Annotated in this window: 2 protein-coding genes; both read right to left on the bottom strand. The window is 38.8% G+C overall.

Annotated features, from left to right (window positions below; translation table 11 throughout):
* Positions 1-108: 108 nt before the first annotated feature.
* Positions 109-1,140, bottom strand: coding sequence for a DUF6453 family protein (locus G468_RS0117360; RefSeq protein WP_026824074.1), 1,032 nt, complete (start codon positions 1,138-1,140; stop codon positions 109-111).
* The coding region (locus G468_RS21820) for a phage tail tip fiber protein (protein WP_034250431.1) at positions 1,140-1,909 on the bottom strand (770 nt) is incomplete at its 5' end. The genes G468_RS0117360 and G468_RS21820, both read right to left, overlap by 1 nt.

Genomic DNA, 1,909 nt, shown 5'->3' with positions numbered 1-1,909 from the left:
AGGTGATACCAACGGATTATTACTGTTCCATTTTGTGCCTGTGCCTTTTACAATAGAAGAGCCTGACACAACGGTTACGGTGCCTGTGTTATATATCATATAATTTCTCTAAAAATAAAGATCGAAGTCGATAACGTAAGATGGCGTGCTATAAGTGATATCATCAATAGCTGATGTATCTACAAACACCCATTCTAAATTCCTTCCCTGCTGAATAGTTATTGTATTTCCTTGAAAACGATAACCGCCCGCTTTGCAATATGTCCAGCCCTGATAGACGCGATCTATCATTTCTGCACATTCATTTGCTTGTAACATTGGGCGTGCAAATGGCGCCGTTACTCCCCATTGGGTTAATGTTATATTAGCGCCAACCAGAAAAGGTAAATAATTAGATGAGTAACTCACTGTTCCTTTTTGATTGTAAATATTAAGACCGTAATCAACTGGCAATAGTGTAAAATCAGTCGTGAATACGAGTACGTAAACATCTGTTCGCACATTGCTATAAATATTTTTATTGTCTCTAGAGATAGAAACAACTGCATTTTGATTTGTTGGTCTAATAAAAACTAGACTTTTACCAATACTTGGAACAGTGTTAGGGATTTTATAAGTGCCATTAGTACTTATCGATATTTTCTTTCTAAAAACACAATACCCTAACTTTGATTGCTGAGTGATTTCTACTGCATTACCTAAACCACCAATAAATAGTCCATAATCACCACTAGTTGCTTGTTTTGGATAGCCATAAACATCTATTTTATACACATTTTCGTATTGTTCACCGTACAAAAATGTTCCTCGATCTGACACCCCTCCTCCTGGGCCACCCCAAAACCAGTGGATACCCCAACGATCCCAATTGCACTTTAATTGATTTCCTTCAACGCGTATATTTTCAAGTCTCAGTTGACGTACAGCATAACTTCTGGATACTTGATAAAGTCTAGATATGACTTTAGGGACGATTATTAGATTATATTTATCTGCTTCAGGAATGGTGAAGCTATGATCTCTTTTTTTTAGATCGTGGTTATTTGTACTTAAAAGTTTTGTCAGTATTCGACTTTTACTGGTTATTTCAAAGGTTTTAAAACCGTCATTCAAATCAACAAACAAACCGTAATCTGACATTATGGCCTCCTGCCTAGTTTTATTACCCCACCAGAAGCGGGATAAACGGCAAGCCCGGTATTATCTAACACAATTTTTGAGGCATCTCCCATGATTTTAAAGTCTTTATTAATGAGTAAGCGATTAAACTCTGCGATACCGGTTTCACCATCTATCTTGAAACCGGTGTCTCCCGCCTGATAATTTTTTGACTGAATAACAGAGCCGATTAATAATTCTTCAATCGTTCCTTTATCAATAAATATTGTGCGTAAAAAAACCTGCCCATTTCTAATAGCAAAAACAGGCTCCATCTTGCCATTAGCCGGATTGTAGACGATGAAAGTTTGGGCACTAAAGCCAATTTGCGTACTGACTTTGCCGTTTTTAAGCTCCGCACCAATGACCATTCCTGCATCATAAGAGACGCCGTCATAAACAATCTTGACTAACGATGTCCAGGTGGCAGAAGCCTCACCCTTTTTCATGTCATATTTGGCTTGTAGCGAGTTCTGCGCCGCTGCCCATGACTTATCCGCTGTCGCTCTGACCTGATGGATAGACTCGGCTAAAGCTTTGGTCTCTGTTACCACATAATTATCAACCCTGACAATTTCCGCCTTCATCTTGCCGTTTTGACGCATGAAATACTGCGTATTGCCGTTGAGTCCCTTCGCGTTTTCCAGTATCGCTTCCGTGCTGCTGTCTATTCCTTTCTTTAACTGCTTAATCGCTTCTGTGTCGTTAATTTTTTTGTCGATTTCTTCTAAAATATCACCCGGTAAACTAT

This window comes from Arsenophonus nasoniae DSM 15247, assembly GCF_000429565.1.
Classification (GTDB): Bacteria; Pseudomonadota; Gammaproteobacteria; order Enterobacterales; family Enterobacteriaceae; genus Arsenophonus; species Arsenophonus nasoniae.
The sequence above is the reverse complement of the archived record's forward strand: the minus strand, read 5'-3'. Positions and strand labels throughout refer to the sequence as shown.

What these genes read in the sequence shown, in the direction of transcription:
- G468_RS0117360 (WP_026824074.1), bottom strand. Translation starts at nt 1,140, where the DNA reads ATGTCAGATTACGGTTTGTTTGTTGATTTGAATGACGGTTTTAAAACC.